General features: G+C 69.4%; 27 protein-coding genes. 7 read left to right on the top strand and 20 right to left on the bottom strand.

Going from position 1 to position 22786, the window contains the following annotated elements; genetic code table 11:
• Positions 1–10: 10 nt before the first annotated feature.
• From ABB33_RS10315 to ABB33_RS10300, 4 genes are all read right to left on the bottom strand, one after another.
• On the bottom strand, positions 11–901 hold the full coding sequence (locus ABB33_RS10315; RefSeq protein WP_056932038.1) for an MBL fold metallo-hydrolase: 891 nt from the start codon (positions 899–901) through the stop codon (positions 11–13).
• 109 nt (positions 902–1010) lie between these two features.
• Positions 1011–2276, bottom strand: a complete 1266-nt coding sequence (glyA, locus tag ABB33_RS10310; RefSeq protein WP_056932037.1) for a serine hydroxymethyltransferase — start codon at positions 2274–2276, stop codon at positions 1011–1013.
• A gap of 69 nt (positions 2277–2345) precedes the next feature.
• A complete protein-coding gene (locus ABB33_RS10305) occupies positions 2346–3137 on the bottom strand; it encodes a YggS family pyridoxal phosphate-dependent enzyme (protein WP_056932036.1) in 792 nt (263 codons plus the stop codon).
• Positions 3134–4363 carry a benzoate/H(+) symporter BenE family transporter gene (locus tag ABB33_RS10300; protein ID WP_056932035.1) on the bottom strand — a complete coding sequence of 410 codons (1230 nt, stop codon included), beginning with the start codon at positions 4361–4363 and terminating at the stop codon, positions 3134–3136. The genes ABB33_RS10305 and ABB33_RS10300 overlap by 4 nt, the downstream gene beginning before the upstream one ends.
• Positions 4364–4469: 106 nt before the next feature.
• On the opposite strand from ABB33_RS10300, the gene pdxR reads away from it, so the two are divergent.
• Both pdxR and ABB33_RS18955 read left to right on the top strand, forming a co-directional pair.
• Positions 4470–5579, top strand: a complete 1110-nt coding sequence (pdxR, locus tag ABB33_RS10295) for a MocR-like pyridoxine biosynthesis transcription factor PdxR (RefSeq protein ID WP_211260880.1) — start codon at positions 4470–4472, stop codon at positions 5577–5579.
• A gap of 54 nt (positions 5580–5633) precedes the next feature.
• Positions 5634–5945 (top strand): aminotransferase-like domain-containing protein, encoded by a 312-nt coding sequence (locus ABB33_RS18955; RefSeq protein ID WP_211260879.1) that lies wholly within the window; start codon positions 5634–5636, stop codon positions 5943–5945.
• A 78-nt stretch (positions 5946–6023) separates the two neighbouring features.
• On the opposite strand, the gene ggt is transcribed toward ABB33_RS18955, so the two are convergent.
• From ggt to rsmD, 5 genes are all read right to left on the bottom strand, one after another.
• Positions 6024–7769: a gamma-glutamyltransferase gene (ggt, locus tag ABB33_RS10290; protein WP_056932034.1), complete on the bottom strand. Its 1746-nt coding sequence runs from the start codon at positions 7767–7769 to the stop codon at positions 6024–6026.
• Complete coding sequence (locus ABB33_RS10285; protein WP_054665222.1) at positions 7766–8050, bottom strand: YfhL family 4Fe-4S dicluster ferredoxin; 285 nt, start codon at positions 8048–8050, stop codon at positions 7766–7768. The genes ggt and ABB33_RS10285 overlap by 4 nt, the downstream gene beginning before the upstream one ends.
• Before the next feature lie 126 nt (positions 8051–8176).
• Complete coding sequence (locus tag ABB33_RS10280) at positions 8177–8668, bottom strand: hypothetical protein (RefSeq protein WP_056932033.1); 492 nt, start codon at positions 8666–8668, stop codon at positions 8177–8179.
• A gap of 45 nt (positions 8669–8713) precedes the next feature.
• Positions 8714–9220 (bottom strand): pantetheine-phosphate adenylyltransferase, encoded by a 507-nt coding sequence (coaD, locus tag ABB33_RS10275; RefSeq protein WP_054665218.1) that lies wholly within the window; start codon positions 9218–9220, stop codon positions 8714–8716.
• Entirely contained in the window at positions 9217–9861 is a 645-nt protein-coding gene (gene rsmD, locus ABB33_RS10270) for a 16S rRNA (guanine(966)-N(2))-methyltransferase RsmD (RefSeq protein WP_054665215.1), read from the bottom strand. The genes coaD and rsmD overlap by 4 nt, the downstream gene beginning before the upstream one ends.
• Before the next feature lie 167 nt (positions 9862–10028).
• On the opposite strand from rsmD, the gene htpG reads away from it, so the two are divergent.
• Positions 10029–11927: a molecular chaperone HtpG gene (gene htpG, locus ABB33_RS10265; RefSeq protein ID WP_056932032.1), complete on the top strand. Its 1899-nt coding sequence runs from the start codon at positions 10029–10031 to the stop codon at positions 11925–11927.
• Between the two features lie 83 nt (positions 11928–12010).
• Here the strand turns inward: htpG and ABB33_RS10260 are convergent, their stop codons facing one another.
• Positions 12011–12310: a hypothetical protein gene (locus tag ABB33_RS10260; RefSeq protein ID WP_056932031.1), complete on the bottom strand. Its 300-nt coding sequence runs from the start codon at positions 12308–12310 to the stop codon at positions 12011–12013.
• A gap of 111 nt (positions 12311–12421) precedes the next feature.
• Here ABB33_RS10260 and ftsY point away from each other — a divergent pair, with 111 nt between their 5' ends.
• The 3 genes from ftsY to ABB33_RS10245 all read left to right on the top strand — a co-directional run bounded on the left by ftsY (position 12422) and on the right by ABB33_RS10245 (position 15090).
• Positions 12422–13648 (top strand): signal recognition particle-docking protein FtsY, encoded by a 1227-nt coding sequence (gene ftsY / locus ABB33_RS10255; RefSeq protein ID WP_056932030.1) that lies wholly within the window; start codon positions 12422–12424, stop codon positions 13646–13648.
• A 77-nt stretch (positions 13649–13725) separates the two neighbouring features.
• Entirely contained in the window at positions 13726–14784 is a 1059-nt protein-coding gene (gene mutY / locus ABB33_RS10250; RefSeq protein ID WP_056932029.1) for an A/G-specific adenine glycosylase, read from the top strand.
• A gap of 30 nt (positions 14785–14814) precedes the next feature.
• A complete protein-coding gene (locus ABB33_RS10245) occupies positions 14815–15090 on the top strand; it encodes an oxidative damage protection protein (RefSeq protein WP_054665205.1) in 276 nt (91 codons plus the stop codon).
• 50 nt (positions 15091–15140) lie between these two features.
• On the opposite strand, the gene ABB33_RS10240 is transcribed toward ABB33_RS10245, so the two are convergent.
• The 10 genes from ABB33_RS10240 to ABB33_RS18210 form a co-directional block, all read right to left on the bottom strand.
• The gene (locus ABB33_RS10240) at positions 15141–15599 is read right to left on the bottom strand and encodes a DUF6491 family protein (RefSeq protein ID WP_054665202.1); all 459 of its coding nucleotides are present in this window, start codon (positions 15597–15599) and stop codon (positions 15141–15143) included.
• Positions 15600–15722: 123 nt separating this feature from the next.
• Complete coding sequence (lolD, locus tag ABB33_RS10235) at positions 15723–16433, bottom strand: lipoprotein-releasing ABC transporter ATP-binding protein LolD (protein ID WP_056932028.1); 711 nt, start codon at positions 16431–16433, stop codon at positions 15723–15725.
• The gene (locus ABB33_RS10230) at positions 16426–17667 is read right to left on the bottom strand and encodes a lipoprotein-releasing ABC transporter permease subunit (RefSeq protein WP_056932027.1); all 1242 of its coding nucleotides are present in this window, start codon (positions 17665–17667) and stop codon (positions 16426–16428) included. Before ABB33_RS10230 ends, lolD begins: the two co-directional genes overlap by 8 nt.
• 44 nt (positions 17668–17711) lie before the next feature.
• On the bottom strand, positions 17712–18140 hold the full coding sequence (locus tag ABB33_RS10225; RefSeq protein ID WP_082595063.1) for a hypothetical protein: 429 nt from the start codon (positions 18138–18140) through the stop codon (positions 17712–17714).
• Positions 18091–18345, bottom strand: a complete 255-nt coding sequence (locus ABB33_RS10220) for an FAD assembly factor SdhE (protein WP_054665195.1) — start codon at positions 18343–18345, stop codon at positions 18091–18093. Before ABB33_RS10220 ends, ABB33_RS10225 begins: the two co-directional genes overlap by 50 nt.
• 112 nt (positions 18346–18457) lie before the next feature.
• Positions 18458–19243 carry a succinate dehydrogenase iron-sulfur subunit gene (locus ABB33_RS10215; protein WP_056932025.1) on the bottom strand — a complete coding sequence of 262 codons (786 nt, stop codon included), beginning with the start codon at positions 19241–19243 and terminating at the stop codon, positions 18458–18460.
• A gap of 18 nt (positions 19244–19261) precedes the next feature.
• Entirely contained in the window at positions 19262–21052 is a 1791-nt protein-coding gene (gene sdhA, locus ABB33_RS10210; protein ID WP_054665189.1) for a succinate dehydrogenase flavoprotein subunit, read from the bottom strand.
• Positions 21053–21055: 3 nt separating this feature from the next.
• On the bottom strand, positions 21056–21439 hold the full coding sequence (gene sdhD / locus ABB33_RS10205; RefSeq protein ID WP_054665186.1) for a succinate dehydrogenase, hydrophobic membrane anchor protein: 384 nt from the start codon (positions 21437–21439) through the stop codon (positions 21056–21058).
• Positions 21436–21828 carry a succinate dehydrogenase, cytochrome b556 subunit gene (gene sdhC / locus ABB33_RS10200; protein WP_054665183.1) on the bottom strand — a complete coding sequence of 131 codons (393 nt, stop codon included), beginning with the start codon at positions 21826–21828 and terminating at the stop codon, positions 21436–21438. The genes sdhD and sdhC overlap by 4 nt, the downstream gene beginning before the upstream one ends.
• A 54-nt stretch (positions 21829–21882) precedes the next feature.
• Complete coding sequence (locus ABB33_RS18210; protein WP_082595062.1) at positions 21883–22056, bottom strand: DUF1674 domain-containing protein; 174 nt, start codon at positions 22054–22056, stop codon at positions 21883–21885.
• 39 nt (positions 22057–22095) lie between these two features.
• On the opposite strand from ABB33_RS18210, the gene ygfZ reads away from it, so the two are divergent.
• A partial coding sequence (gene ygfZ / locus ABB33_RS10195) for a CAF17-like 4Fe-4S cluster assembly/insertion protein YgfZ (protein WP_152985038.1) occupies positions 22096–22786 on the top strand: 691 nt, incomplete at its 3' end.

The following is a 22786-nucleotide window of genomic DNA, read 5'->3' as shown; positions in this document are numbered from 1 at the left end:
AGTCACTTTTTCAGGCCGCCAGCGAACGCGCGCGGAGTTCGGCGACCTCGTGGGCGACGCCGAAACGGCCCTTGTCGTCGCGGGTCACCCGGGCCATCGCACACTGCGGGTCGTGGGTGAAGAACAGGTGCACGTTGCGGGCCAGCTTGTCCTCGAGGAAGGCGCGCTTCTCGTCGATCAGCAGTTCCGCGTTGCGGTCGTAGCCCATGGTGATCGGCACGTGCACCCACGAGCGGCCCGGGATCAGGTCGGCGCAGAACACCAGGCCGCCATGCGGCTGGCCGCCGATACGCTCCGGGCCGACGATCTCGGCCAGCATCAGGCCCGGCGTATGCCCGTCGCTGAAGCTGAAACGCACCGACTCGCCCAGCGCCTGCGAATGCGCGCCGGAGACGATTTCCAGGCGTCCGCTGGCCTCCAGCAGCCCCGGCAGTTCCGGGATGAAACTGGCGCGGTCGCGCGGATGCGGATGCCGCGCCCGCTCCCAGTGCGTGGCGCCGACCACGAAGGTCGCGTTGGGAAACAGCAGTTCCGGCCCGCGCCCTTCCGACCAGGGCGCCAGCAGTCCACCGGCGTGATCGAAGTGCAGGTGGCTGAGCACCACCACATCGATGTCCTCGTGCTCGAAGCCGGCTTCGCGCAGCGAATCGATCAGGACATGGCGCGACTCCTGCACGCCGTAGCGTTCGCGCAGCTTCGGCTCGAAGAACGCGCCGATGCCGGTCTCGAACAGCACCGTCTTGCCGCCCAGCGGGCTGGCCAGCAACGCGCGGCAGGCCAGCTCGATGCGGTTCAGGTCATCGGCCGGCGACCATTTTTCCCACACGGCCTTGGGCGCGTTGCCGAACATCGCCCCACCGTCCAGCTTCTGGCTGTTGCCACGGATCGACCATAGTTTCATATGAAAAATTCTACCGCCGTTGCGTTAAATATTCGCAAGCCGGCGACGGTCCTGGCAGCGCCCCCGGGGCGCCTCCCGGGGACCATGGGCGCGGCTGCCGGGACGGCACTCAGCGATACACCGGATGCGCCCGGCACAGCGCCACGACCTGCCCGCGGATGCGCGCGGCGACCTGTGCATGCGCGCCCTCGCCCAGCGCATCGAGCACGTCGCACAGCCAACCGGCCAGCTGCGTGCACTCGGCCACGCCAAAGCCGCGGGTGGTCACCGCCGGGGTGCCGATGCGCAGGCCCGAGGTCACCCACGGCGGGCGCGCATCGCCCGGAACCGAGTTCTTGTTGGTGGTGATGCCGGCATCGTCCAGCGCCGCATCGGCCTGGGTTCCGGTATACGGGCGGTCGCGCAGGTCGATCAGCATCAGGTGGTTGTCGGTACCGCCGGACACGACCCGGTAGCCGCGCCGCTGGATCGCCGCGGCCATCGCCCGCGCATTGGCCAGTACCTGTCGCTGGTAGGCCCTGAACTCCGGCCGCAGGGCCTCCTTGAAGGCCACCGCCTTGGCCGCGATCACATGCATCAGCGGGCCGCCCTGCACCCCGGGGAACACCGCCGAGTCGAGCTTCCTGTAGAAATCGGCGCCCTGCCCGCTGGCCAGGATCAGGCCGCCACGCGGGCCGCGCAGGGTCTTGTGCGTGGTGCTGGTGACCACGTGCGCATGCGGCAGCGGGTCCGGGTACTCCCCGGCCGCGACCAGCCCGGCCACGTGCGCCATGTCCACCCAGAACAACGCGCCGACACGGTCGGCGATGGCCCGCATGCGCGCCCAGTCCTTGTGCCGCGAGTAGGCCGAAAAGCCGCCGATCAGCAGCCGCGGCCGCGTCTCCAGCGCGATGCGCTCCATCGCGTCGTAGTCGACCAGCCCGGTTTCCGGATCGAGCCCATAGGGCACGATCCGGTAGTGCCGGCCGGAGAAGTTGGACGGGTTGCCGTGGGTCAGGTGCCCACCCTGGGCCAGGTTCATGCCCATCACCGTGTCGCCCGGATCGGCCAGGGCCAGGAACACGGCGGCATTGGCCTGGGCGCCGGCATGCGGCTGCACGTTGGCGTAGTCGCAGCCGAACAGCTGCCTGGCGCGTTCGATCGCCAGGCGTTCGGCCACGTCCACGTTGCCGCAGCCGCTGTAGTAGCGGCGACCGGGATAGCCCTCGGCGTACTTGTTGGTGAACACCGAATCCTGCACCGCGCGCACACGCGGGCTGGCGTAGTTCTCCGATGCGATCAGTTCGACATGGTCCTCCTGACGGCACTCCTCGGCGTGGATGGCCGCGGCCAGTTCGGGATCGAAATCGGCAAGGCGCGACGATGGTTCATGCATGGGGGCGGCTCCTGGGCTTGGATCGGGACCGGACCGGCAGGTCCGGCGTGGCGTGGGAAAGCGGCCGGCTCATGGACCGGCGGCCGGCCAGTAATGGCTGTCGGGGGTGTCGCGCGCGCCGAAGATGGCCTGGCCGACGCGCACCACGGTGGCGCCCTCCTCGATGGCGATCTCGAAATCGCCGGACATGCCCATCGACAGCTCGTCCAGGCCGATGCCGTCCGGCGCCTGCTGGCGCAGGCGGTCGCGCAGTTCGCGCAGGCGCACGAAGCAGGCGCGCACCCGCGCGGCATCGTCGGAGAACAGCGCCAGGGTCATCAGCCCGCGCACCCGCAGGCACGGGAACCGGGGCAGTCCGGCGATGAAGCCGGGCACGTCGGCCGGCGCCAGCCCGTACTTGCTGTCCTCGCCGGAGGTGTTGACCTGCACGAACACGTCCAGCTGGCGGCCTTCCAGCTGCAGGCGGCGGTCCAGGGTTTCGGCCAGGCGCAGGCTGTCCAGCGCCTGGAACTCGCTGGCGAAGCGTGCCACCAGCTTGGCCTTGTTGGTCTGCAGGTGGCCGATCACCGACCAGTGCAGGTCGGCCAGGTCCTGCATCGCCTCCCACTTGTGGTGTGCTTCCTGCACCTTGTTCTCGCCCAGCAGGCGGCACCCCGCGGCGTAGGCCAGGCGCAGGCTGGCTTCGGGCTTGGTCTTGCTCACCGGCAGCAGGCGTACCCCGGCCGGGTCGCGGCCGGCGCGGTGGCAGGCCGCGGTGATGCGCGCCTGCACTGCCGCCAGGTTGCGGCGGAAATCGTCGACCACGAGCGCCTGCGGGTAGCGGCCGTGGCGTTCGTGCGAAGTAAGGGGGGCCGGGATCATGGACGGCTTGCTCCCGTGTCGGCCAGCGCCGGCTGCCTGCCAGCCGGCAGCCGGCCGTTGAGCAGCAGGTGCGCCAGCAACCCGATCACCAGCCCCCAGAACGCGCCACCGATGCCGAACAGGGTGATGTTGGCGGCCGCGGCCAGGAAGGTGATCAGTGCCGCCTCGCGGGTGCGCGCATCGGCCACCGCCGCGGCCAGGCTGCCGCCCAGGGTGCCCAGCAGGGCCAGCCCCGCCAGCGTGGTGATGAAGGTCGCCGGCAACGCCATGAACAGCGCCGCCAGCGTCACCCCGAACATGCCCACGAGCAGGTAGAACACGCCGGCGGCGACACCGGCGATCCAGCGCCTGGACGGATCCTCGTGCGCCTCGCGCCCGGTGCATATCGCCGCCGTGATCGCGGCGATGTTGATGGCATGCGAGCCAAACGGAGCCATCAGCAGCGAACCGAGCCCGGTGGTGGTGACGATGGGATCGGCGCGGGTCCGGAAGCCATCGTTGCGCAGCACCAGCATGCCCGGCATGTACTGCCCGGTCAGGGTGATCAGGAACAGTGGCAACGCGACGCCCAGCAGCGCATTGAAAGTGAACACCGGCATGGTGAACACCGGCGTGGCCAGGCGCAGTTCCAGCCCACCCAGGTCGATGCGTCCCTGCGCCAGCAGCAGGCCCAGCCCCGCCAGCAGGATGCCGACCACCGCATAGCGCACGCTCACGCGCTTGAGCACCACGTAGGCCAGGATCAGCACCGCGGCCAGCAGCGGGTCGACGTCCAGTCCCGCGAACGCCTTGATCCCGAACTGCAGCAGGATGCCCGCCAGCAGGCCGCCGGCGACCGCCGGTGGCACCCGCCGGATCACCCGTTCGAACCGGCCCGACAGGCCCAGCATGACGAAGCCCGCGGCCGAGAGCAGGAAGGCTCCCACCGCTTCGGCCCAGGGCGTGGTCGCCAGCGCGGTGACCAGGAACGCGGCGGCCGGCGTCGACCAGGCAGTGATGATCGGCTCACGGTAGCGCCAGCTCAGCAGCAGCCCGGTCAGGCCCACGCCGATGGAGACCGACCCTACCCACGAGGCGGTCAGCTGCGGCCCGAGGCCGGCGACCTTGGCGGCCTGGAACACCAGGATGAAGGTGCCGCCGTAGTTGACGATGACCGAGACCAGCCCGGCCATGACCGGGTGCGGCAGGTCGCGCAGGCGAAGTGCGGGAACGGCGGGGGATGGCATGGGTGGACGGTGGCTCCAGGCGGTTGACGGGGCGGACCCGGGGCTGTTTTATAGCCGCGCAATGGACTGATTTACCCATCCACTTTTTCATCAGGATACCGACCAATTGTTCCGCCACGCCCAGCTTGAATCGGTCAAGGCCTGGGTCGCCGACCCGGCGCATGCCGCGCTGCCGCTGCACGCACGGGTCCAGCGCGCCCTGCGCCAGCTGATCCTCGACGGCGCGATCGACGTGGGCCGGCCCTTGCCGGCATCGCGCGCGCTGGCCCGTTCGCTGGCGGTCTCCCGCGACACCGTCGAGGCCGCCTATGGCCAGTTGCATGCCGAAGGCTTCATCGAGCGGCGCGTGGGCAGCGGCAGCTTCGTGTCGGAGCGCGTGCGGCGGCGCCGCACCGCGGCGCGCCGGGCCGGCCCGGCACCGCTGGCCGCCGCCCTGAGCCGGCGCGGCGCGGCGTTGTTCCGGGACGGTGGCGTGCGCGACTTCCTGGCCCCGCGCGCCTTCGCCCCCGGCCTGCCCGAGACCCGCCAGTTCCCGCTGCAGACCTGGGAACGCCTGCAACGGCAGGTGCTCAGGGAGCATGGCAGCGCCGCCCTGCTGCACAGCCCGCCACAGGGCATGGAAGCGTTGCGCCAGGCCATCGCCGACTACGTCAATCTCGAACGCGGCGCCCGCGCCACGCCCGGACGCGTGCTGGTGCTGACCAGTTCGCAACAGGCACTGGCCCTGTGCGCCAGCGTGCTGCTCGATGCCGGCGACCGCATCTTCATCGAGGACCCGGCCTACCACGGCGCGCGGCGCGCGTTCGAGGCCGCCGGCCTGGAATGCGTACCGGTGCCGGTGGACGCCGATGGCATGCGCGTGCAGCAGCTGCACGAGGCGGCACCTGCGCGCGCGGTGTTCCTGACCCCGTCGCACCAGTTCCCGACCGGAGCCACGCTGGCGCTGGACCGGCGCCTGGCCGTGATCGAATGGGCGCGGCGGCACGGCGCCTGGATCATCGAGGACGACTACGACAGCGAGTTCCACTACGCCGGCAAACCCACCGCCTGCGTGCAGGGCCTGGACCCCCACGAGCGTACGATCTACATCGGCACGTTCACCAAATCGCTGTTCCCCGGCCTGCGCATCGGCTACATGCTGCTGCCGCCGGCACTGGTGGAACCGATGACCGTGGCGCGCACGCTGCTGGACGGGCATAGCGCACCGGTTCCGTAGCTGACCCTGGCCCGCTTCATCGAAGGCGGCCATTTCGGCGCGCACGTGCGCGCCATGCGCCAGCTCTATGGCGAGCGCCGCGACCTGCTGGCGCGGCTGGTCGGCCGCCATCTCGGCAGCTACCTGCAGCCGCGCGTGCCGGCCGGCGGCATGCAGATGCCCTGCCTCCTCACCCGTGCCATCCCCGAAGCCAGGGCGGTGGATGCGGCCCGCCGCGCCAGCATCGACCTGCTGGGGCTGGGCGGGCTATACGCGGGGGAAGCAGACCAGAGCGGCTTCCTGATGGGGTTTGCCGCGCACGCGCCGGATGAACTGGAAGCCGCGGTACGCACGCTGGCCGGGGTGTTGCGCGGCCTCGAACGCTGAGCGCGGACGGCGGGCCTGCAACGCGAAACCCCGCCTCGCGGCGGGGTCTCATGCCAGCTTCGGCGTGCGTTGGGGGACTCAGTCGCCCTTGCCCGTCCTGCGCACTTCGGCGCTGCCGACCGGGTTGCGCGGATCGCTGCCGCAGCTGAGGGTGTTGCTGCGCCGGTTCCATTCCACCGTCTGCAGGTTGCCCCACACGTGGCTGGAGCCGCGCCCGCCGTCGGCGCTGTCGCCGGGCAGGTCGACCTTGTGGCCCATGGCCTGCAGCTGGCGCGCCACTTCCGGGGTGAACGCGCCGCTCTCGGCCGAGATCTCGTCCGGCAGCCACTGGTGGTGGTAGCGCGGCAGCGCCGCGACCTGCTGCGCATCCAGCCCGGCGTCGTAGCCGAGGATGCCCAGCAGCACCATGGTGATGATGCGGCTGCCGCCCGGGGTGCCGATCACGATCACCTTCTCGTCGTTCTCCATGAAGGTCGGCGTCATCGAGCTGAGCATGCGCTTGCCCGGCTTCGGTGCGTTGGCCTCGTAGCCCATCACGCCGAAGGCGTTGGGCGTACCCGGCTTGAGCGCGAAGTCGTCCATCTCGTTGTTGAGCAGCACGCCGGTGCCGGCCGGGATGAAGCCCGAGCCGTACAGCAGGTTCACCGTCTGGGTGCCGCCGACACGATTGCCTTCGCCGTCGATGATCGAGAAGTGGGTGGTCTCGTCGTCCTCCAGCGGCGTCGGGTTGCCCGACAGCAGGTCGCTCGGGGTGGCCTTGTCCTGGTGGATGGTCGCGCGCAGCCCCTGCGCGTAGTCGCGGCTGGTCAGCACCTTCTGCGGGATCTGCACGAAGTCCGGATCGCCGAGGAAGAAGGTACGGTCGCGGTAGGCCCGGCGCATCGCTTCCACCACCAGGTGGGTGCGGTGGGCGTCGTCCAGCCTGGCCAGGTCCCAGCCTTCCAGGATCTGCAGCATCGACGCCAGCGCGATGCCGCCGGAGGACGGCGGCGGCGCGGTGGTGATCTTCCAGCCGCGGTAGTCGAACACGATCGGCTCGCGTGCCTTCACCGTGTAGCCGGCCAGCTCGGCGGCGGTCCACTGGCCGCCGGCCTTCTTCACCCCGGCCAGCAGCTTCTGCGCGGTCTGCCCGCGGTAGAAGCCGTCAAAGCCCTTGTCCGCCAGCAGCCGCAGGGTATGGGCCAGTTCCGGCTGCTTGAAGATGTCGCCCTCGGCGATGGGACGGCCGTTGCGCAGGTACACCTCGCGGGTGCCGGGATAGCGCTCCATCACCTCGCGCCGCGCGGCATAGCCGCGTGCCATGCGCGCATACACCGGGAAGCCGTCGGTGGCCACGCGGATGGCCGGTGCCAGCGACTCGGACAACGGCAGCCGGCCGTGTTCGCGTGCGACCTGCACCAGCAGCGCCGGCAGCCCGGGGATGCCGGCCGACCACGGCCCGTTGACCGAGCGGTCGCGGTCCAGGTCGCCGTTGCCATCCAGGAAACGCTCCGGCGTGGCCGACGCCGGCGAGGTCTCGCGCGCGTCGAGCATCACGTCCTTGCCGGTGCGCGCGTCGTGCAGCATGAACAACCCGCCACCGCCCAGGCCGGAACTGATCGGCTCGACCACGGCCAGCGTCGACGACACCGCCACCGCGGCATCGAACGCGTTGCCGCCCTTGGCCAGGATCTCCATGCCGGCCTTGGTCGCCAGTTCGTGGCCGCTGGCGATCGCCGCGCCGTCGGGGTGCGTGGCCAGCGCCTGCGGCGCGGTCTGCGCCGCCCATGCCGCCGGTGCCAGCACCAGCGCGAACAACAGGAAGGAGCGCGCGAAATGTTTCATGCCGAGGGAGTCTCCGGTTCGTACAGTTCGGGGTGGTCGCGCTGCAGCGCGTACAGCTTGGCCAGCAACTGGTCGTGGGTCTCGGGAATGTCCGGATCCGGGTCGATGCACTCGACCGGGCACACCACCACGCACTGCGGCTCGTCGAAATGGCCGACGCATTCGGTGCAACGGGCCGGATCGATCACGTAGATCGTCTCGCCCATCGAGATGGCCTTGTTCGGGCAGGCAGGCTCGCAGACGTCGCAGTTGACGCAGAGCTCATTGATTTTCAGAGACATGGAACGGCTCCATGCCCGCGCCTGCCGACGCCAGGCCGGGGGCGCTTGGCGCCACCGGCTCCATGCGGCCCGTTGCCGGGCCGGCAGTGGCCGGGCATGCGCGAGGCACGCCCGGCCGGACACGGGTCACTTGGCTTCAACGAAGATGTAATCGGCGCCGGTCGGCTGCACGATGGTCTGCACGCGGGCGTTGTCGGCGGCATCGCCGATGTACACCACGCGCACGCCCTTCATGGAATCGGCCTGCACGTCCTTGAACGCGGTCTCGATCAGGTCGGCCATCTTCGACGAGGCCGACGAACCGAAGGCCAGCATGTTGCCCGGCGACACGCCACGGCCGATGGCGGCGGTGGCGCTTTCGACCTGGCGCTCGTACTTGGCGGCGAACTCCGGGTCCGACTCCGGCACCAGGTAGTACAGGAACGGGTTGTTGGTGATGTTGCCCATGTTCTGCACGGCCACGGCCTGCAGGTACTTGCGCCAGCCGGCGTCGTCGTCCTTGGCCGGGGCCACCAGCGCCTGCTGCGCCTCGGCGGCCGGAGCGGCCTCTTCCTTCTTGCAGGCGGTGAAGCCCAGCACCAGCGAAGCGGCCAGCATCACGCGCATCGTGTTCTTCATGGATCGTCTCCCTCTATTTGGATTCGTTGCAGCTGTTGGGATGGGTCAGGCGCCCACGCGGGATTCGCGTGCCTTGCGCAGCGCTTCCAGCACCGTGGCCGGCACGAAGCCGGACACATCGCCTCCGAGCCGGGCGATTTCGCGCACCAGCGAGGAAGAAATGAAGCTGTGCTGTTCGGATGGGGTCAGGAACAGGGTCTCGACCTCCGGGATCAGGTGGCGGTTCATGCTCGCCATCTGGAACTCGTACTCGAAATCGGACACCGCGCGCAGGCCGCGCAGCAGTACCCCGGCATGCATCGAGCGCACGAAGTGCGCCAGCAGGGTGTCGAAACCCACCACCTCGACGTTGTCATGCCGGGCCAGCGCCTCGCGCGCCAGTTCCACGCGCAGCGCCAGCGGCAGCGTCGGCCCCTTGGACGGACTCTGCGCCACGCCGACCACGATCTTCTCGAACAGCGGCGCGGCCCGGTGCACCAGGTCGATGTGACCGTTGGTGATCGGGTCGAACGTGCCTGGATAGACGGCGATGCGCGGGTTGGACTGGGTCATGCGGACGGAGTCGCGTTCAGGTCGTCGTGAAGTGTAGCAGCGGCGCGAACGTACAGGGCATAACCGACGTCGCGGGTGCCGCCCTCGCGGTGCAGGCGCCAGCCTGCAGGCACCTGCGGCACGGCGTCCGCGGGCGCCTCCACGTACAGCCACGCGTCCGCGGCCAGGTGCCGCGGCAGCCGCTCGAACACCTGCGGCCACAGGCCGGCGGCGAACGGCGGGTCGATGAACACGATGTCGGCCTGCATCGGCGCGGCGGTCTGCAACCAGTGCAGCGCGTCGGCGGCGGCGACCTGCACCTGGCCGGCGGCACCGAGCCGCTCGACCACGCCGCGCAATCCCGCGGCCAGCGCCGGATCGCGTTCGACCAGCTGCGCCGAGGCAGCGCCGCGCGACACCGCCTCCAGCCCCAGCGCGCCGCTGCCGGCGAACAGATCCAGCACCCGCGCACCGGGCAGCCTGGGCATCAGCCAGTTGAACAGGGTCTCGCGCACGCGGTCGCTGGTCGGGCGCAGGCCCTCCAGCGACGGCACCTGCAGCCGCGTATTGCGCCAGCGGCCACCGATGATGCGCACCTGCCCTTCCCCGCCATGCGCGGGACGCCGGGAAGCCGGGGCGTGGAATCGTGGTGGACGGGGCATGCGGCAGGCGACGGGAACGGGCCCGCATGATAAGCCGAATCGGCCGCCTGGCCCGGTCGCACGCCCGCCCGAAGCGCCCATCGATCTTGAAATCCGCCATCCGGCCCACATCCGTGAGGCCATCGGCCGCCAACGCGCGGCCAGGCAACCATGGAGCGAACCCGACGATGACCGCCGAAGCCCACAAGGAAACCCGCGGTTTCCAGACCGAGGTGAAGCAGCTGCTGCACCTGATGATCCACTCGCTGTACTCGAACAAGGAAATCTTCCTGCGCGAGCTGGTCTCCAATGCCGCCGATGCCGCCGACAAGCTGCGTTTCGAGGCGTTGACCCGGCCGGAACTGCTGGAAGGCGACGGCGCGCTGCGCATCCGCATCGAGGCCGACCCGGCCGCGCGCACGCTGACCATCGACGACAACGGCATCGGCCTGAGCCGCGACGAGGCCGTCGCGCACCTGGGCACCATCGCCAAGTCGGGCACCGCCGATTTCCTGAAGAACCTGTCCGGCGACCAGAAGAAGGACGCCAACCTGATCGGCCAGTTCGGCGTGGGCTTCTATTCGGCCTTCATCGTCGCCGACCAGGTCGACGTCTACAGCCGCCGCGCCGGGCTGCCGGCCAGCGAGGGCGTGCACTGGTCCTCGCGCGGCGAAGGCGAGTTCGAGGTCGCCACCATCGACAAGCCCGAACGCGGTACCCGCATCGTGCTGCACCTCAAGGACGGCGAGGAAGGCTTCGCCGATGGCTGGAAGCTGCGCAGCCTGGTCAAGAAATACTCCGACCACATCGGCCTGCCGATCGAAATGCGCCGGGAAGCGCAGGACGAGGAGCAGCCGGCGGCGCCGGAGTGGGAGGCGGTCAACAAGGCCAACGCGCTGTGGACCCGGCCCCGGTCGGAGATCAGCGACGCCGAGTACCAGGAGTTCTACAAGCACATCGCCCACGATTTCACCGACCCGCTGGCGTGGAGCCACAACAAGGTCGAGGGCAAGCTGGAATACACCTCGCTGCTGTACACGCCCGGCCGCGCGCCGTTCGACCTGTACCACCGCGACGCCGCCAAGGGCCTGAAGCTCTATGTGCAGCGCGTTTTCATCATGGACCAGGCCGAGCAGTTCCTGCCGCTGTACCTGCGCTTCATCAAGGGCGTGGTCGACTCCAGCGACCTGCCGCTGAACGTCTCCCGCGAGATCCTGCAGTCCGGGCCGGTGATCGACTCGATGAAGTCGGCGCTGACCAGGCGCGCGCTGGACATGCTGGAAAAGCTGGCCAAGGACGCGCCCGCCGACTACCAGCGCTTCTGGAAGGAATTCGGCCAGGTGCTCAAGGAAGGCCCCGCCGAGGACTTCAACAACCGCGAGAAGATCGCCGGGCTGCTGCGCTTCGCCTCGACCCACGGCAGCGACGGCGCGCAGGACGTGGCGCTGGCCGACTACGTGGGCCGCATGGTCCAGGGCCAGGACAAGATCTACTACCTCACCGGCGAGAGCTACCTGCAGGTCAAGGACAGCCCGCACCTGGAGGTGTTCCGCAAGAAGGGCATCGAGGTGTTGCTGATGACCGACCGCGTCGACGAGTGGCTGATGAACTACCTGCACGAGTTCGACGGCAAGTCGTTCGTGGACGTGGCCCGCGGCGACCTGGACCTGGGCACGCTGGATTCGGAGGAAGAGAAGAAGGCGCAGGAAGAGACCGCCAAGGCCAAGGAAGGGCTGGCCGCGCGGATCAAGACCGCGCTGGGCGAGGACGTGGCCGAAGTGCGCGTGTCCCACCGCCTGACCGATTCGCCGGCGATCCTGGCCATCGGCGAGCAGGACCTGGGCCTGCAGATGCGGCAGATCCTGGAGGCCAGCGGCCAGAAGGTGCCGGAGAGCAGGCCGGTGTTCGAGTTCAACCCGGCGCATCCGCTGATCGAGAAGCTCGATGCCGAGCCCGACATGGACCGCTTCAACGACCTGGCGCGGGTGCTGTTCGACCAGGCGGCGCTGGCCGCCGGCGACGGCCTCAAGGATCCGGCAGGCTACGTGCGCCGGCTCAACAAGCTGTTGCTGGAACTGTCGGCCTGAGTCCAGAGCCCCCCTTGCGCGCGAGGGGGGGCAGCCGGCCCACGCTGGCCCTGCGCTGCGCCGGGCCTCCCCGGGTGCGGTAGTCAGGCGAATGCGTCGAACAGCGTCCCCAGCATTTCGCTGTTGCGCCGGATCACCACCGCGTTGGCGGCAAAGGCCACCTCGTAGGTCCGTGCCGCCAACAGGTCGGCGACCATGTCCGGCGCGCCCTCGCCGCTGGTGACCTGCGCGCTGGCGCCGCCACCGGCGATGGTCTGCACCGCCAGCACCTGCCGCGGCCCCACCGGCTGCACCGGCTGCACGGCGATGTTCTGCGCGGCCACGCGCACGCCCATCACGGCCACGCGCATGCCGGAGGCGGCAATCGAGGGAATCGCGTTCATGCCTTGTCATCGGCCGGCCAGGCGCCGACTTTAGCCCGTTTCACGCTTCTGTGGACCGGCCGGCGCCAGCGCCGGTGGTAGCATGTTCACCTGCCCCGGTTTTTCTCTTCCATGCTCAGTTTTTTCCGTCGCAAGAAACCCCAGGATGCGCCTGCGGTCGGCAAGCCCCCGCAGTTCAGCGCCGAGGAACTGGCCTCGGCCATCCCCGTGCCCGCCGAACCGCCGGTTCCGGCTGCGGACATCGCCGATGCGGCTCCCGCCAGCGACCCCGGAGCGGCGCCCGGATCCGACGCGCCAGCGCCTGCCGCCGTGGTACCCGCGCCAGCCGCGGACATCGCCGTACCGGTCCAGGCACCGGCGGCGATGGATACGGCCGATGCCGCCCTGATCCCCGCCAATGCCGCCCCGGCCGCCGCGGCGGGCAAACCCGGCTGGCGTGACCGCCTGCGCAACAGCGCCTTCGCCCGCAGTTTCGGCGGCCTGTTCTCGCGCAACCCGCGGCTGGACGACGACCTGCTGGACGAGATCGAGACCGCGCTGCTGACCGCCGACGTCGGCGTCCCGGCCACTACCGCGCTGGTCGAGGACCTGCGCAAGCGCATGAAGTCGCGCGAATTCACCGACGCCAATGCCCTGCTCGCCGCGCTTCGCGCCGACCTGATCGCGCTGCTGCAGCCCGTCGCCAGGCCGCTGGTCATCGACCGCGACGCCAGGCCGTTCGTGATCCTCACCGTCGGCGTCAACGGTGTCGGCAAGACCACCACCATCGGCAAGCTGGCCAAGCGTTTCAAGGACGAGGGCCACAGCCTGATGCTGGCCGCCGGCGACACCTTCCGTGCCGCCGCGGTGGCGCAGCTGCAGGTGTGGGGCGAACGCAACGGCGTGGCGGTGATCGCCCAGGGCCAGAACGCCGACGCGGCCTCGGTGGCGTTCGACGCGCTGCAGGCCGGCAAGGCCCGCGGCACCAGCGTGCTGATCGCCGACACCGCCGGCCGCCTGCACACCCAGGCCGGGCTGATGAACGAGCTGAGCAAGATCCGCCGCGTACTGGGCAAGATCGACGCCACCGCGCCGCATGAAGTGCTGATGGTGATCGACGGCACCACCGGCCAGAACGCGCTGAACCAGCTGCGCCAGTTCCACGCCGCCGCCGGCGTCACCGGCCTGGTGGTGACCAAGCTCGACGGCACCGCCAAGGGCGGCGTGGTGTTCGCGCTGGCCCGTGAGTTCGGCATTCCGATCCGCTTCGCCGGCATCGGCGAGCGCCCGGAAGACCTGCGCGTGTTCGATCCGGAAGCCTTCGTCGATGCGCTGCTGCCGGAGGCGCTGGGCAGCTGATGGCGCACGCAGGCGTGGCGTCCGGCATCGCGGCGGGCGCCACCGAGGCCACTCCCGGCGCAGGTACAGATGCTCGCATGAGCCGGTCCGCCGATGCTTTTTCCTCGCGCCTGCTCGACTGGTTCGACCGCCATGGCCGCCATGACCTGCCCTGGCAGCATCCGCGCACGCCCTACCGGGTGTGGCTGTCGGAGATCATGCTGCAGCAGACCCAGGTGGCCACGGTCATCCCGTACTTCCAGCGCTTCGTGCAATCGTTCCCGGCCCTGCCCGACCTCGCGGCGGCCGACGACGACGCGGTGATGGCGCACTGGGCCGGGCTGGGCTACTACGCCCGTGCCCGCAACCTGCTCGCCGCGGCCAGGCGCTGCGTGGAGCTGCATGGTGGCGACCTGCCGCGCGATCCGGAGGCACTGCTGGCACTGCCCGGCATCGGCCGCAGCACTGCCGGTGCCATCCTCGGCCAGGCCTGGAACGACCCGTTCCCGATCCTCGACGGCAACGTCAAGCGCGTGCTGACCCGCTACCACGGCATCGCCGGCTACCCGGGACTGCCCGCCGTCGAAAGGCAGTTGTGGGCGCTGGCCCAGGACCATGTCGAACACGTGCCGGCCGGCCGCATGGCCGACTACACCCAGGCGCAGATGGACTTCGGCGCCACCCTGTGCACCCGCGCCAACCCGGCTTGCATCCTGTGCCCGCTGCGCGACAGCTGCGCGGCGCACGCGCAGGCCAGGGTGGATTCGCTGCCCACGCCCAGGCCGGGCAAGGTGTTGCCCGAGCGCGAGGCGCGCGCCCTGCTGCTCGAGGACCACCAGGGCCGCATCCTGCTGTGCAGGCGGCCGCCCACCGGCATCTGGGCCTCGTTGTGGACGCTGCCGCAGGCCGATACCGATGCCGGGCTGCGCGCCTGGTTCGACAGCAACATCGACGGCGACTACGACGCCGCGGGCGAACTGCCGCTGATCGTCCACACCTTCAGCCACTACCGGCTGCACCTGCAGCCGCTGCACCTGCGCAAGGTCGCCCTGCGCGCACGGGTGGGCGACAATGGCGACCTGCGCTGGGTCGCCCGCGCCGACCTGCCCGCGCTGGGCCTGCCGGCACCGATCCGCAAGCTGCTCGACCGCCACTGAGGCGGCCCGCTCCACCGACAGGAACACCGCATGCCACGCTCCGTCTTCTGCCAGTACGAACAACGCGAAACCGAAGGCCTGGACTTCGTGCCCTACCCCGGCGAACTGGGCCAGCGCATCTTCGCCGGCGTCGGCAAGCAGGCCTGGGCGGCGTGGCTGGCGCACCAGACCATGCTGATCAACGAGAACCGGCTGTCGCCGCGCGACCCGAAGCACCGCGCGTTCCTGGAGCAGGAACTGGTCAAGTTCCTGTTCGGCGGCGGCGCCGACAAGCCGGCCGGCTACGTCGCGCCCGACGCCCCCTGAGTCCCCGTGGGGGGGCCGTTTCCAGCCCCCTTGCCAGTTGCCTGGCCGGGTCAGTTGCCGCTCTGGTCCTCGGCGCGCGCCTCGATCCTGGCCTCGCGCAGTTCCTTCTCGGAGGCGCGCAGCGCCTTCACGTCCAGCGGCTGGATGGTGTCGATCCGGCATGGCACGCGCATCATGTTCGGGCCGCCACCGCGCACGATCACGCGGTCGAACTTGGCCGATACCCGGCCCATCATGTTGGTCACGCTGATCGCCGGGGCATAGGACAGGTCCATGCACGGGCCGCTCAGGTTCAACAGCCAGGCTTCATTGGGCTTGGTCCATACCGCCAGCGCGCTGTCGCCGAGTTCGGTCCAGCCGTTGAGGGATCCGAAGTACTGGAAATCCTTGACCGGTGCGCCGGCATGGGCGCGATACAGCTGCAGCCGTTCGCTGCTGGACAGCTTGCCGGTGGTGGCGCAGCCAGCCAGCGCCGCGACGGCAAATAGGGCGATTGCCAGACGTTTCATGACGCACCTCCTGCTCGGGAATACTTCCCCCATCTTGCACCGCGCCATGTGACACGCAAGCAATGGGCGCGGCCCTGTTCAGCCGGCGTCCGGATGGGGCCCGCCCGGCACCCGGGCGGACGTTCAGACCTCGCTGGACGCCAGCGGGTGCAGCCGCGCCTGGCGCAGCTCCAGCACCCGGTCCAGGCGCCGGGCCAGGCCGCGGTCGTGGGTGACCAGGACCAGGCTGGTGCGCTGCGCGCGGTTCAATTCCAGCATCAGTTCGAACACGGTGGCCGCGGTCTTGTCGTCGAGGTTGCCGGTGGGCTCGTCGCCGAGCACGCAGCCGGGGCGGTTCACCAGGGCCCGCGCCACCGCCGCGCGCTGGCGCTCGCCCCCGGACAGTTCGCCCGGCTTGTGCTCCAGCCGATGGCCTAGCCCGACCGACTCCAGCAGCGCCCGCGCCCGCTGCTCGGCATCGGCCACGCCGCTGCCGCCGAGCATGACCGGCATCATCACGTTCTCCAGCGCGGTGAACTCCGGCAACAGGTGGTGGAACTGGTAGACGAAGCCCAGCGAGGTGTTGCGCAGGCGCCCGCGCTGCGCATCGGACAGTGCCGACATGCGCTGGCCGGCTACGTACACCTCGCCGGCGGTCGGCACGTCGAGCCCGCCCAACAGGTGCAACAGGGTGCTCTTGCCGGCACCGGACGCACCGACGATGGCCACCGTTTCGCCCGGTGCCACGTCCAGTTCGAGGCCGTCGAACACCGGCGTGTGCATGCGCCCTTCGGCGTAGGTCTTGGCCAGCCCTTCGGCGCGTATCACCGATTGCATGCTCGCGTTCTCACTCATAGCGCAGCGCCTCCGCCGGCTGGGTGCGCGCCGCGCGCCAGGCCGGGTACAGCGTTGCCAGGAAACTCATAAGCAGCGCCACCGCGGTGATCACCACGATGTCGCCGGTCTGCATGTCGGTCGGCAGGCCGGTGATGTAGTACACGTCTTCCGGCAGCAGCTTGATGTCGAAGGTCGACTCGATCAGGCCGAGGATGCGCTCCAGGTTGAGGGTCAGGGTGATGCCGCCGATCACGCCCGCCACCGTGCCCATCAGCCCGATCAGGCTGCCCTGCACCATGAACACCTGCATCACCCCGCGCGGGGTCAGCCCCAGCGTGCGCAGGATGGCGATGTCGGCCTGCTTGTCGGTGACCAGCATCACCTGCGAGGACACCAGGTTGAATGCGCCCATGGCCACGATCAGCGACAGCAGGATGCCCATCACCGTCTTTTCCATGCGCAGCGAGTGGTAGAGGTTGGCATTCTCCTGGGTCCAGTCGCTGACCCGGTAAACGCCCTCCAGGTTCAGCGCCAGGTCGCGCGCCACGGTGTAGGCCTGGTCCATGTCGTGCAGCTTCAGGCGCACGCCGGTCACCCCGTCCACCCGCAGCACCCGCTCCAGGTCCCGCATGTTGACGAAGGCCACGCCGCGGTCGATCTCGTTGGAACCGGCCTCGAAGATGCCACTGACCTTGAAGCGCTTGGTCCGCGCCATCGCGCCGACCGGGGTGCCCTGGATCTCGGCCAGCGTCGCCACCACGCTGTCGCCCACGTCCACGCCCAGCCACAACGCCAGTTCCTTGCCGAGCAGGATGTTGAACTCGCCCGGCTGCAGGCTGTCCAGCGAGCCCTTCTGCATCTTCTCGCCCAGCACCGACACCTTCGGCTCAAGCGCCGGATCGACGCCCTGCACGATCGCACCCTGCACCCGCGGGCCGGCCAGCATGCCCTGGATCTCGATGTAGGGCGCGGCACCGGCCACGCGCGCATCGCGCATCGCCACGTCCACCGCATGCTGCCAGTCGCTCATCGGTGCGCCATCGGCACTGACGGTGGCGTGCGCGGACATCTGCAGCAGGCGGTCGCGGATTTCCTTCTGGAAACCGCTCATCACCGCCAGCGTGGTGATCAGCACGGTGACCCCGAGCGCGATGCCCAGGATCGAGGCCATGGAGATGAAGGAAATGAAGCCGTTGCGGCGCTTGGCCCGCAGGTAGCGCAATCCGATTGCGACGGGTAAGGGTCTGAACATGCGCGTGTGCCGATGGAGTGGCGCCATGTTGCCATCCCCGCCGGCTAACGGGAAACGGCGTGGGCACGCACGGCCAGTCGCAGTTCACGTCGCCGCGCGCGTGGCAGCGTATCGGGCCAGAACAGCAGCTGCCCGCGCCGCCCGTCACCGCGCCAGCGCAGCACCAGCAGCGGGCCGCGCTCCAGCAGTTCCAGCGCCTGGATCGCGCTGCCGTCCACATCGGCCGCGGCCGGTGGCGGCGGCACCCGCAGCCGTCGTGCCGGCTGGCGCAGTCCGCGTCGTGCCTGGGCCAGCCCCCGGCCCGCGGCCAGCACCGCCGCAGGCCATGCGACGGTGCGCGGCAACCCGCAGTTCACCAGCGCGACGGCGGCCAGCAGGCCCAGCAGGCACATCGCGCCGGCCTGCCAGCGCGAGGGCCGCCACTCACAGCGGAAGGGTGCGGATGTACTCCAGCAGGGTCGCCTGCTGCGCATCGGGACAAGCCTCGTAGCCCATGGACCAGCGCCACAGCTTGTCGTCTTCGGTTTCCAGCAGCTGCAGGAAAACAGCGCGTTCGGCTGTCGGTGCCTGCCCCCATCGCTGGTCGAGATAGCGCCCGAACAGCTGGTCAAGTTCGCGCATGCCGCGCCGGCAGCGCCAGCGCAGCTTCTTCAGTTCGATGTCGTCTTCAGGGCTCATCGCTCACCTGCCGATGCCACGGGCGGGCCGTGGCGTAAACGAAGACGGCACCGGCCCGAGGGACCGGTGCCGCCATGGCCGCGATGCGCGGGGCATCGCGCGGGCCGGCGCATCAGGCGCGGCGCGCCATCATCAACTTCTTGATCTCGGCGATCGCCAGTGCCGGGTTCAACCCCTTCGGGCAGGTCCGGGCGCAGTTCATGATGGTGTGGCAGCGGTACAGCTTGAACGGATCCTCCAGATCGTCCAGGCGCGCACCGGTGTCCTCGTCGCGCGAGTCGATGATCCAGCGGTAGGCCTGCAGCAGGATCGCCGGGCCCAGGTAGCGTTCGCCGTTCCACCAGTAGCTCGGGCAGCTGGTCGAGCAGCAGGCGCACAGGATGCACTCGTACAGGCCGTCGAGCTTCTTGCGGTCTTCCGGCGACTGCAGGCGCTCGCGGTCCGACGGCGCCGGGGTCTGGGTGCGGATCCACGGCTTGATCGACGCGTACTGCGCGTAGAAGTGGGTCAGGTCCGGCACCAGGTCCTTGACCACGTCCATGTGCGGCAGCGGGTAGATCGGCACCTCGGCCTTGGTGCAGTCGGAGATGGCGCGGGTGCAGGCCAGCGTGTTGGTGCCGTCGATGTTCATCGCGCACGAACCGCAGATGCCCTCGCGGCAGGACCGGCGGAAGGTCAGGGTCGGGTCGATCTCGTTCTTGATCTTGATCAGCGCGTCCAGGACCATCGGGCCGCACGCGTCGAGGTCGACCTCGTAGGTGTCGGTACGCGGGTTCTGGTCGTCGTCCGGACTCCAGCGGTAGATCTTGAAGGTGCGCACGTTCTTGCCGCCGCTCTTGGCGGGGAAGTGCTTGCCCTGGGCGACCCGGGAGTTCTTCGGGAGTGCAAATTCAGCCATGTTCGTAGGTTCCCCGGATCAGTAGACGCGCGGCTTCGGCGGCACGACGGCAACGTCGTCGGTGAGCGTGTACATGTGCACCGGACGGTAGTCGAAGCTGCACTTGCCCTTCTCGTCGACGGTGACCAGCGTGTGCTTCATCCAGTTGGCGTCGTCGCGCTCCGGATAGTCCTCGTGCGCATGCGCGCCGCGGCTTTCCTTGCGCTGCTCGGCCGAGTTGATGGTGGCCACGGCGTTGAGCAGCAGGTTGTTGAGCTCGTAGGTCTCGATCAGGTCCGAGTTCCAGACCAGCGAGCGGTCGGAGACCTTGACGTCCTGGAACGAATCGAACACTTCGGCCATCTTGGTGCAGCCCTCGGCCAGCGTCTTGCTGGTGCGGAACACCGCGGCGTCGGCCTGCATCGTGCGCTGCATGCGGTCGCGGATCACGGCGGTCGGGGTGTCGCCATTGGCATGGCGCAGCTTGTCCAGCAGGCCCAGCGCCTTGTCGCAGGCGTCCGAACCCAGGGTCTTGTGCGGCGCGCCCGGCTTGATGGTCTCGGCGCAGCGGTTGGCCACAGCGCGGCCGAACACCACCAGGTCGAGCAGCGAGTTGGAGCCCAGGCGGTTGGCGCCATGCACCGACACGCAGGCCGCCTCGCCGATGGCGTACAGGCCCGGCACCACCGCATCGGGGTTGTCGCCGACCTTGCGCACCACTTCGCCGTGGTAGTTGGTCGGGATGCCGCCCATGTTGTAGTGCACGGTCGGGATCACCGGGATCGGCTGCTTGTGCACGTCGACGCCGGCGAAGATGCGCGCGCTCTCGGCGATGCCCGGCAGCTTCTCGTCGATCACGCCCGGGCCCAGGTGGGTCAGGTCGAGCAGGATGTGGTCCTTGTGCTCGCCGACGCCGCGGCCTTCGCGGATCTCGATGGTCATCGAACGGCTGACCACGTCGCGCGAGGCCAGGTCCTTGTAATGCGGTGCGTAGCGCTCCATGAAGCGCTCGCCGCTGCTGTTGCGCAGGATACCGCCTTCGCCGCGCACGCCTTCGGTGATCAGGCAGCCGGCGCCGTAGATGCCGGTCGGGTGGAACTGCACGAATTCCATGTCCTGCAGCGGCAGCCCGGCACGGGCCACGAGGCCGCCGCCGTCACCGGTACAGGTGTGCGCCGAGGTGGCGCTGAAATAGGCACGGCCGTAGCCGCCGGTGGCCAGCACCACGCCATGGGCGCGGAACAGGTGCAGGGTACCCTCGGCCATGTCCAGCGCCAGCACGCCGCGGCACACGCCCTCTTCGTCGAAGATCAGGTCGAGCGCGAAGTACTCGATCATGAAGCGCGCGTTGTGCGCCAGCGACTGCTGGTACAGGGTGTGCAGCATGGCGTGGCCGGTACGGTCGGCGGCGGCGCAGGTGCGCTGCGCGGACGGGCCCTCGCCGTACTTGGTGGTCATGCCGCCGAACGGACGCTGGTAGATCTTGCCGTCCTCGGTGCGGCTGAACGGAACGCCGTAGTGTTCCAGCTCGATGATCGCCGGGATCGCCTCGCGCACCATGTATTCGATGGCGTCCTGGTCGCCCAGCCAGTCCGAACCCTTGATGGTGTCGTAGAAGTGGTAGCGCCAGTCGTCCTCGCCCATGTTGCCCAGCGCGGCGGAAATGCCGCCCTGCGCCGCAACGGTGTGCGAGCGGGTCGGGAAGACCTTGGTGATGCACACGGTCTGCAGGCCCTTCTGGGCCAGGCCGAAGGTCGCGCGCAGGCCGGCGCCGCCGGCGCCGACGACCACCATGTCGACCTTGTGTTCAGTGATGTTGTAAGCGGACATGTATCAGTTCCCAAGCGCGACGCGGGCGACCGCGAAGATGCTGACGATCGCGCCGAGCACGGCGACGAACTTGACCGAGGTCTGCAGGGCCAGGGCCAGCAGCGAATTGTGGATGTAGTCTTCGAGCACGACCTGCAGGCCGAGCTGCGCGTGCCAGAACATGGCCACCAGGAAGCCGACCAGGGCGATCGCGTTCCACGGCTTGGCCACGGCGGTGACGGCGGTGACGTAGTCGGCGCCGATCAGGCTCAGCACGAAGCACAGGAACCACAGGGTCAGCGCCACCAGCGCGGTGGCGGTCAGGCGCTGGTGGATGAAGTGCACGGTGCCGGACTTGGCGCTGCCGAGGCCACGCGCATTCTTCAGCGGGGTGCGGAAATTGTTCATGCGGCGCCTCCGAAGCAGACGTAGGCCCAGACCAGCGCGGTGATGACCAGCGAGCCGATCACCGACAGCCAGCTGCTGCGGATGAAGGTCGGCTTGCTGTAGCCGATGGCGAAGTCCTGGACGATGTGGCGGATGCCATTGCACAGGTGATAGGCGAAGCACCAGGTCCAGCCGAACAGGATCACCTTCCCGTACCAGGCGCTGGCATGGGTGGTGAAGCAGTTCCAGGACTCGGGGCCCATCATCAGGGCGAGCAGGCCGCCGGCAATGATCAGGGCTCCGACGGACAGAACGATGCCGGTGGCTCGATGCAGGATCGAGGTGGCCATCTGGATCTGCCAGCGATACACCTGCAGGTGCGGAGAAAGGGGGCGGGGTCTGTTCGCCATTCGCTGACTCGTTATCTCGGCTGGGCGGCGGGTTGCCGCGTTGGCTGACGCTGCTCAGAAATCGATGCAGCGACCGTTTTTCTCCCAATCGCCGTAACGCACCGGATCAAGTCCGCCGCGTCCGCCGATTTCCTGCGGTACCGCTCCGGCATCGGGAAGCGGCTGCTTCTCCGGTTCCGGCGGGGCTGGGGTTCCGTCCTCGGGAGTGGGGGTTGTTTGGCCTATCATGGTCGGTCTCGCAACGCACAAATTTTAGTCCCCGTTCACGTGTCTGACAACCTCGCCCCCTTCTTCAGCGGTTTGCGCGCACTGCGCCAGCCCCAGGTACTGGCCCTTTCCGGCACGGATGCGGTCGCCTTCGCCCAGGCCCAGTTCGCCAACGACGTGCCGTCGCTGGCCGACGGCCACTGGCAATGGAACGCCTGGCTGACCGCCAAGGGCCGCGTGCTGGCGGTGTTCCAGCTGCTGCGGCTGGATGCGGGGCAACTGCTGCTGGTCTGCCACGACGGCGGCATCGAGGCGATGGCCGACCAGCTGCGGCGCTTCGTATTCAGGCGCAAGGTCAACATCGCCCGCGCCGACGCCCTGGCCATCGAAGCAGCGCTCCAGCCGCCGTTGCGCGCCCAGGGCGCCGCGCTGGCCCACCTCGAAGGGGGCGTCATCGAGCTGGACGTGGGCACCGCGGCCTGCCCGCGCACCCTCCACCTGACCACGGCCGGCAGCGCCCCGCACGACGCCACCGCCGAGCTGGCCTGGCGCCAGTGGGACCTGCGCTTCGGGCTGCCACGGCTGGACGCCTCGCAGCAGGAGCAGTGGACGCCGCAGCAGCTGGGGCTGGACCGGCTTGCCGCCTACAGCGTGAAGAAGGGCTGTTACCCCGGCCAGGAAATCGTGGCGCGCACCCATTTCCTGGGCAAGGCCAAGCGTTCGCTGGTACTGCTGCATGGCGACGTCGCCA

It is taken from the genome of Stenotrophomonas acidaminiphila (genome assembly GCF_001431595.1).
Lineage (GTDB): Bacteria > Pseudomonadota > Gammaproteobacteria > Xanthomonadales > Xanthomonadaceae > Stenotrophomonas > Stenotrophomonas acidaminiphila.
Note: the sequence above shows the minus strand (reverse complement) of the source record. Positions and strands in the feature narration are given on the sequence as shown.

What these genes read in the sequence shown, in the direction of transcription:
- ABB33_RS10315 (WP_056932038.1), bottom strand. Translation starts at nt 901, where the DNA reads ATGAAACTATGGTCGATCCGTGGCAACAGCCAGAAGCTGGACGGTGGG.
- glyA (WP_056932037.1), bottom strand. Translation starts at nt 2,276, where the DNA reads ATGCATGAACCATCGTCGCGCCTTGCCGATTTCGATCCCGAACTGGCC.
- ABB33_RS10305 (WP_056932036.1), bottom strand. Translation starts at nt 3,137, where the DNA reads ATGATCCCGGCCCCCCTTACTTCGCACGAACGCCACGGCCGCTACCCG.
- ABB33_RS10300 (WP_056932035.1), bottom strand. Translation starts at nt 4,363, where the DNA reads ATGCCATCCCCCGCCGTTCCCGCACTTCGCCTGCGCGACCTGCCGCAC.
- ABB33_RS18955 (WP_211260879.1), top strand. Translation starts at nt 5,634, where the DNA reads ATGCGCCAGCTCTATGGCGAGCGCCGCGACCTGCTGGCGCGGCTGGTC.
- ggt (WP_056932034.1), bottom strand. Translation starts at nt 7,769, where the DNA reads ATGAAACATTTCGCGCGCTCCTTCCTGTTGTTCGCGCTGGTGCTGGCA.
- ABB33_RS10285 (WP_054665222.1), bottom strand. Translation starts at nt 8,050, where the DNA reads ATGTCTCTGAAAATCAATGAGCTCTGCGTCAACTGCGACGTCTGCGAG.
- ABB33_RS10280 (WP_056932033.1), bottom strand. Translation starts at nt 8,668, where the DNA reads ATGAAGAACACGATGCGCGTGATGCTGGCCGCTTCGCTGGTGCTGGGC.
- coaD (WP_054665218.1), bottom strand. Translation starts at nt 9,220, where the DNA reads ATGACCCAGTCCAACCCGCGCATCGCCGTCTATCCAGGCACGTTCGAC.
- rsmD (WP_054665215.1), bottom strand. Translation starts at nt 9,861, where the DNA reads ATGCCCCGTCCACCACGATTCCACGCCCCGGCTTCCCGGCGTCCCGCG.
- htpG (WP_056932032.1), top strand. Translation starts at nt 10,029, where the DNA reads ATGACCGCCGAAGCCCACAAGGAAACCCGCGGTTTCCAGACCGAGGTG.
- ABB33_RS10260 (WP_056932031.1), bottom strand. Translation starts at nt 12,310, where the DNA reads ATGAACGCGATTCCCTCGATTGCCGCCTCCGGCATGCGCGTGGCCGTG.
- ftsY (WP_056932030.1), top strand. Translation starts at nt 12,422, where the DNA reads ATGCTCAGTTTTTTCCGTCGCAAGAAACCCCAGGATGCGCCTGCGGTC.
- mutY (WP_056932029.1), top strand. Translation starts at nt 13,726, where the DNA reads ATGAGCCGGTCCGCCGATGCTTTTTCCTCGCGCCTGCTCGACTGGTTC.
- ABB33_RS10245 (WP_054665205.1), top strand. Translation starts at nt 14,815, where the DNA reads ATGCCACGCTCCGTCTTCTGCCAGTACGAACAACGCGAAACCGAAGGC.
- ABB33_RS10240 (WP_054665202.1), bottom strand. Translation starts at nt 15,599, where the DNA reads ATGAAACGTCTGGCAATCGCCCTATTTGCCGTCGCGGCGCTGGCTGGC.
- lolD (WP_056932028.1), bottom strand. Translation starts at nt 16,433, where the DNA reads ATGAGTGAGAACGCGAGCATGCAATCGGTGATACGCGCCGAAGGGCTG.
- ABB33_RS10230 (WP_056932027.1), bottom strand. Translation starts at nt 17,667, where the DNA reads ATGTTCAGACCCTTACCCGTCGCAATCGGATTGCGCTACCTGCGGGCC.
- ABB33_RS10225 (WP_082595063.1), bottom strand. Translation starts at nt 18,140, where the DNA reads ATGCGCAGCAGGCGACCCTGCTGGAGTACATCCGCACCCTTCCGCTGT.
- ABB33_RS10220 (WP_054665195.1), bottom strand. Translation starts at nt 18,345, where the DNA reads ATGAGCCCTGAAGACGACATCGAACTGAAGAAGCTGCGCTGGCGCTGC.
- ABB33_RS10215 (WP_056932025.1), bottom strand. Translation starts at nt 19,243, where the DNA reads ATGGCTGAATTTGCACTCCCGAAGAACTCCCGGGTCGCCCAGGGCAAG.
- sdhA (WP_054665189.1), bottom strand. Translation starts at nt 21,052, where the DNA reads ATGTCCGCTTACAACATCACTGAACACAAGGTCGACATGGTGGTCGTC.
- sdhD (WP_054665186.1), bottom strand. Translation starts at nt 21,439, where the DNA reads ATGAACAATTTCCGCACCCCGCTGAAGAATGCGCGTGGCCTCGGCAGC.
- sdhC (WP_054665183.1), bottom strand. Translation starts at nt 21,828, where the DNA reads ATGGCGAACAGACCCCGCCCCCTTTCTCCGCACCTGCAGGTGTATCGC.
- ABB33_RS18210 (WP_082595062.1), bottom strand. Translation starts at nt 22,056, where the DNA reads ATGATAGGCCAAACAACCCCCACTCCCGAGGACGGAACCCCAGCCCCG.